5 protein-coding genes and 1 riboswitch are annotated in these 6,608 nt (G+C 29.1%); all 5 genes read right to left on the bottom strand.

Annotated features, from left to right (window positions below):
- Positions 1-81: 81 nt before the first annotated feature.
- Positions 82-723 (bottom strand): tetratricopeptide repeat protein, encoded by a 642-nt coding sequence (locus NSA58_RS13750; RefSeq protein ID WP_052232982.1) that lies wholly within the window; start codon positions 721-723, stop codon positions 82-84.
- 381 nt (positions 724-1,104) lie between these two features.
- On the bottom strand, positions 1,105-2,400 hold the full coding sequence (gene lysA / locus NSA58_RS13745) for a diaminopimelate decarboxylase (RefSeq protein ID WP_039679725.1): 1,296 nt from the start codon (positions 2,398-2,400) through the stop codon (positions 1,105-1,107).
- Between the two features lie 14 nt (positions 2,401-2,414).
- The gene (locus tag NSA58_RS13740) at positions 2,415-3,617 is read right to left on the bottom strand and encodes an aspartate kinase (protein ID WP_039679724.1); all 1,203 of its coding nucleotides are present in this window, start codon (positions 3,615-3,617) and stop codon (positions 2,415-2,417) included.
- A gap of 212 nt (positions 3,618-3,829) precedes the next feature.
- Positions 3,830-4,070, bottom strand: a riboswitch (Lysine riboswitch).
- Between the two features lie 81 nt (positions 4,071-4,151).
- Positions 4,152-4,757: a hypothetical protein gene (locus NSA58_RS13735; protein WP_039679723.1), complete on the bottom strand. Its 606-nt coding sequence runs from the start codon at positions 4,755-4,757 to the stop codon at positions 4,152-4,154.
- A gap of 119 nt (positions 4,758-4,876) precedes the next feature.
- Positions 4,877-6,559: a hypothetical protein gene (locus NSA58_RS13730; RefSeq protein ID WP_074079590.1), complete on the bottom strand. Its 1,683-nt coding sequence runs from the start codon at positions 6,557-6,559 to the stop codon at positions 4,877-4,879.
- Positions 6,560-6,608: the final 49 nt, after the last annotated feature.

Raw genomic sequence — 6,608 nt, 5'->3', positions numbered from 1 at the left:
GTGTTTTTTATTATTATTTATATTTCCTATTAATTCAAAAAAATAAACTGCTTAAAGCAGTTTATTTTTCATTAATTTTTATTAATTTAACACTTCACTATTTTCATTATTTGACTGTGCATCTGCACTTGTTTCAACCTTTTCATTATTTGACTGCACATCTGTACTTGTTTCCGTATTTTCCTCTACATTTTCAGTTGGTAGTTGTTCAACTGGTTTCTCTTCAGTTGGTTTTTGAATATTTTCTTCTTGTTTTGTTTCTTCATTTTTCTTATTATTGTAAATTATCTCTGATTCTAACTTGTTCATATCTTCTTTTGATGATTTTTTGGCATTTTCTTTTCTTTGTAGAGCTTCTTTTTCAGCGGTTTGTTGTAATTTTTCTAGCTCATCCTTTTTATTTACTGATTCTCTTTTAATTTTTTTAGAACCATTATTTATATTTACAATAGAGTCCAATTCTTTTATTGCCTTATCATAATCATGATTTTTTTCATATTTTTCTGCACTTTGCATTTTTCTAGCTTGCATATACATCGCTCTGGCTGATTCATTTTCTGGGTCTGCATCCAAAACTTGAGATAATAAAGTTAAAGCTTCATCATATTGATGACTTTCAAGCTTTTCTTGTCCTCTAATCAAAGAACTATCTTTAGATAATTTACTACATCCACCTATTAAGGCTGCTATTAAAACTAACATTAACAATAATTTCTTTTTCATGAAAACCCTCCCTGTTGTATAATATAGTTTATCATAAACCCTAAATTTCCACATTATAAAATTTCATATATTTATATTTAGATATTAAGAATTATTTATGCATAAATCTAAATATACTTACAATGAAAAATTTGCTTCGCTCATATCGCCAAAATTGAGAAGCATATCGTCAACGATATATCCTCGTTACCACTTTAAGCCACTGTGTGGCCGCTATAAAATTTTAGGAAACGACCTTGCTCAAAAAACAACTTTTTTACATCTCAATATTTATTGGTATTACTTAATTACATAAGTTATTCACAGATTTGAGAACAGTATAATTTCCTGATATATAAAAAAGTTCTTTACTTTTTAATATAGTAAAGAACTTTTTTCATTTTATAATTCTAAAGACAGTAACTCTTCGTAACTTTGTCTTTTACATATTAATTTGTCATTTCCTTTATTCACAAATACCACTGGGTTTTTAGGTATTTTGTTATAGTTTGATGCCATCGAGTATCCATAAGCACCTGTAGATGTTGTTATTAATATATCCTTACTTTCTATATCTAAAATGCTCGTATTTGATATTAGTATATCTCCACTTTCACAACATTTACCGGCAATAGTTACCTTATGCGATGATTTTTCGCTATTCATTTTGTTTACAATAGCACATTCATATCCTGCTTGATATAAAGACGGTCTTATATTATCTGTCATTCCACCATCCACACTAACATAAGTTCTTACATCTTTTATCTCCTTAATTGAACCAATTGAGTATAAAGTGCTTCCCGCATTAGCAACTAAAGATCTTCCTGGCTCTAATATAAGAGTTGGCATATCTATATTTATTTCTTTGCATTTTTCATTGCATTTATTTATAATACCTTCACAAAACTCCTTGATGCTTTTTGGCTTATCACTTTCTGTATAATAAACTCCTATACCTCCACCAAAATCTACTTCTTTAATTTCTATATCATAATCTTCCTTTAATTTTTTTACTAAGTTAAACATAACATCAACTTCTTCTTCATAAGGTTCTACATCAAATATTTGTGAGCCTATATGAGCGTGAATCCCAATTAATTTTACATTTTTATATTTTTTTAATCTTTCTACTGCCATATAAAAATCACCATTTGTCAAAGCAAATCCAAACTTAGAATCTATCTGACCAGTTTTAATGTATTTATGTGTATGGGCATCTATACCAGGTGTTACTCTAAAGTATATGTCTTGAATCATGTTTTTTTCTTCACAAAGACTTTCCAATATATCCAACTCGTAGAAATTATCAACTACAAACACACCTACACCTAAATCAACACCCATCTTAATTTCATCTATTGTTTTGTTATTTCCATGAAATAATATTTTCTTCATAGGAAAATTGGCTTTATATGCTGTATATAACTCTCCACCAGATACTACATCTAAATAAAGTCCCTCTTCATCTATTAAAGTACACATATACTTTGGTAAAAAAGCTTTCCCTGCATATGCAATTTTATTATTATTTTCCTTAACTTTAAAGTATTTATTATATTCTCTACAGTTATTTCTTATTAACTCTTCATCAAATACATAAAGAGGTGTATCATATTTTTTTGCTAAATCCACAGTATTTACCCCACCTATATATAAGGTATTATCTCTTATTCCCATTGTCCCATGAAGTTTCATAGTATCCTCCTGTTTTATAAGTTAAATTCTTTAGCTATTTCTCTTATTGCCACTTCTTTAGAAGATGAGTTAATAGCACATGTGATTCTTATTTCTGATGTTGTTATTAATTTTACAGCTATGTTATTATCACTAAATATCTTAAATACTTTTGATGCAACACCACTAGTATTTTTCATTCCTAAACCTACTAAAGAGAACTTTGTTATACCTTCATCTATAATTATGTTTTCACTAGGTACAAAACATCCAACGATTTCTTTACATTCCCTTAAATCATCCTTTGGTATGGTAAATGATACATTTACTTTTTTATTAAAAGGTGCTGTTTGGCTTATCATATCAACACTAACTCCACCTACTGCAATCTTTTCAAATAACTTTGAAACATCTTCCATTTTTATATCTACTATTGTTATAGCTGCATCATCGTCACAAGTTGCAAGTCCTGTAATAACTTTATCCTCTAACTTCATTTCTTTGCTCCCCCTTATATATGTTCCTTCAATATCACTGCAAGATAAGCCTACATATAACTCTACATCATACTTTTGAGCTAATTCCACACTTCTTGAGTGCATTACTTGAGCACCTAAACTTGCAAGTTCTAACATTTCCTCATATTCTATCTCTTTTATTTTTTTTGCTTCACTGTATTTTCTTGGATCTGTAAAATAAATACCATCCACATCAGTATATATTTCACATATACCATCTAATTTCACTGCCAAAGCCACAGCAGAAGTGTCGGATCCTCCCCTTCCTAATGTTGTTATATCCCCCTCATCATTTAATCCTTGGAATCCTGTTACTATTACAATTTTACCACTATCTAAACTTTCATTTATTTTACTTACATCAATATCATCTATTAATGATTTACCATGAAGTCCACTAGTTTTTATATTTAATTGATAAGCATTATAACTTACAGCTTCACATCCTAATGAATTCAAACTCATTGACAATAAAGATGCAGATATCATCTCTCCAGTGGACATTAAAACATCCAGTTCCCTTTTATCTGGAGATTTTGTTATATCCTTTGCCATACTTATAAAATCATCTGTTGTATCTCCCATTGCTGAAACTACAACCACAATTTTAGGATTTTTCTTTTTTCTTTCTATTAATTTACTTGCTATAAGCTTAATTTTTTCAGTACTAGATACAGAACTACCACCATATTTTTGAACAACTACTTTGCTCACTATCATCCCCCCTTAAATTATGTACTCCTCTTTATGAAAAATTCGCTTCACTCATGTCGCCAACGATATATCTTCGTGCCCCTTCAGATGCATCCGTTGCTCCATTTAAATAGGTTGGAATTTATAATTTATCCACACATCAGATAAATTATAAACTCCTTTAATATAAAAAAATAAACGCCCAAAGGTATACTTTGGACGTTTAAAATAGCCATAGTAAACCTTGTAGCTCAACACTTATAGAAAAATCCGTTTTGCTCATATAACCAACAGACGTGAAAACAGGTCTATTGTTATATTTGCTTCTACGAATAAAAGTGACAGCCTTATACATATTTTGCATAAGTCCAGATAATTCATATGCCTATAAATTACCTTCGGCCATAATTCCTTTCCCAACATATAATTGCTCGCCAGCTATATATTAGTACTATTAAGTACAGCACCTCTACCTTAGGTTTTTATAAATTTTATTAATAATATATTAATAGCATAACAAACTTTAAGATGCAACTAAAATCATAAAACTATTTACATATTTTACAAATAATTAAATAATTTATTCAATGATGTATCTAAAAAATGTATATGCTCATTCATATTATACTTATTATGCTTTTGTTCTTTAGAAGATATAACAATAACTTTTGGTACCATAAAAAATGGTATAGTTGAGTTATCGATATCATAAATAATATTATCATACTTTGAGCATTTAAGATTTTCATCTAGTTCGATATCTATTAATACTTGTAGTCTTTGTCTACTCGGGTTTATATATTCAATAAATATATCATAAGTCTGATCCCCTACTTTTGCATTTCTATAAAACCTAACTGTTTCATACCCTGCACTATTTAATCTAATTGCTATTTCAGAGCCTAACAACATCTTTGTCAGACTGTTTCCCTTTGTAATGTTACTCCCATTTAAATAATATACATATGAATTATCTTTAAAATTTGTATAGTTTATATTACATGGAAACTTTCTCAAAGTATAATCATTACACATTTTTCTTAAAGTTCTTTTTAGGGATTTTTTGCTACTTCTTTTTTTATTATTAAATACTTTTCCCACTTGATTTTCTGTGACACATCTCACTCTACTAACTAGATACAAAATATCTTTTTCTAATCCCACCATAGTCAATCTCCTTGAAGCTAATTTTACCAAGTTGTACTATATTATATTAAAATCATGTAATAAAATTTACACAAAAAAAGGAAGATTTAAAATTTCTTCCTTTTCTTAGCTATTTTATACTATTCAGTTTTTTCTTTATTTTCTATATTTTTACTCTTATCTTCTTTATTCGAAACTTTTTCTATTTTTCCTATATTATTATTATCAAATTCAGCTATATTTATTATACTTGAATCTGTTTTATCATAAGATATACTTACCTTATCTCCTACCATAGTTATAGGTAGCTCTGTAGATACTTTTGATGTTCCTGTAAATATCAATTGATTATTATCTTTTAATGTAATGTAATATGTAGTATTACCGCTTTTTACATCTTGATTTATTCTTGATACAGTACCTTCTATCTTTTGTAAGTCTTCATTTTTATCTAAGCTTATATCATTACCTTCTGATTCTAATACTTCTTTATAGTTTTTATAAGCATCTTCTTTTGTTTCTCCAAGACCTATAATACTATAGTCCTCAACAGATACAAATGCAACCATTTTTACTAATCCAGCCTTATCTTTTAATCCTAAAACATAAGTTGGCTTTCCAAGTATATTGTACATAACTGGGAATGTGGCTTGGTACTCTTTTTCTTGTACCTTACCCTCTGCAGTTGTCATAGCTGCAGTTTCTGTAGCTCCCGTTTGCATATATAATTTAGATTCTTTTGTTCTAGAATCTACTAGCATAAATCCTACAGTAGATTCATCTGACCCTGAAGAAGTTATTCCTGTATACCAATATGATCTTCCATCGTTTCCATAAACAAGAGATGTACCCTCTGAAGGAAGTAATACACCTTCTTCTGATATTACAGAGTTTAAAAATCCATTAACGTATAATCCCCAGTCTTTTATTTGCTGAACTATAAAGTTTTCTGGTTGAATTCTATCTACCCACTTAGGAGTATCTTCTATTGAATAAACTTTAACTTCCCCACTTTGCGCATCAACAACAGCTGTTCCAACAGCATTTGCTCCACCATATCCAATACTATGTTCATATAAACTTACTACCCAGTACGGATTACCTTCATCATCAATCTCAAAATTAAATTCAGTCATACCATAGTTTACTACACCATTTAAATAGATATGTCTATGTAAATCTTGTAAGAAGTATGCTTCCTCTTGGTATACTATTTTAATTTGTTTTCCATTAATATTTTGTACTAGTCTTACGTCTTGAGGGTTTGTTGCAGATACCATTATATATCCATTAGTACCATCAAGGTTAGTTATCCATTTTACTATATCTCTATGTACAAGAGGCGCAACCCAATATAGTTCACCCTTTACACTTTGTATTGAATACTCACCAACTTTAGATATACTTCCTATTGCCGGTATTTCCCCAACCTTTTTTTCTCCTAATTTCACTGCCATATCTTTATCTACTATTCTTATTTTGTCAACACTTACTGGACTTACATCCTCTGTAAAAACACTTTCTTCCACTTTACCAAGTAAGTTTCTGTAAGAGCTAGCTCTAAATATTGGAGATGTTACAAAGAATGGAATCACAATAACTATAATTAATAAAAGTGCTGCAATTACAAAGTTATTTTTTGCCATTTTTGATGTTTTTTCTCCTCTATCAAACATCATGTCAAGAATCCCCGCTAAAACAAAAAATAGAACAAGTGTTGTAAATCCTGATGTGAAGTCAAACCTTAATACAGGAAGTTTCACAAATGAATAAATAGCCACAATTAATAATGCAATACCATATGATTTAAATATTTTTTTCATTTTTTCTCCTTTCAATTAAACCTGTTATTACTATTATAACCTTATTTTT

It is taken from the genome of Terrisporobacter muris (assembly GCF_024621905.1).
Classification (GTDB): domain Bacteria; phylum Bacillota; class Clostridia; order Peptostreptococcales; family Peptostreptococcaceae; genus Terrisporobacter; species Terrisporobacter muris.
This window is presented reverse-complemented; position numbering and strand designations above follow the sequence as displayed.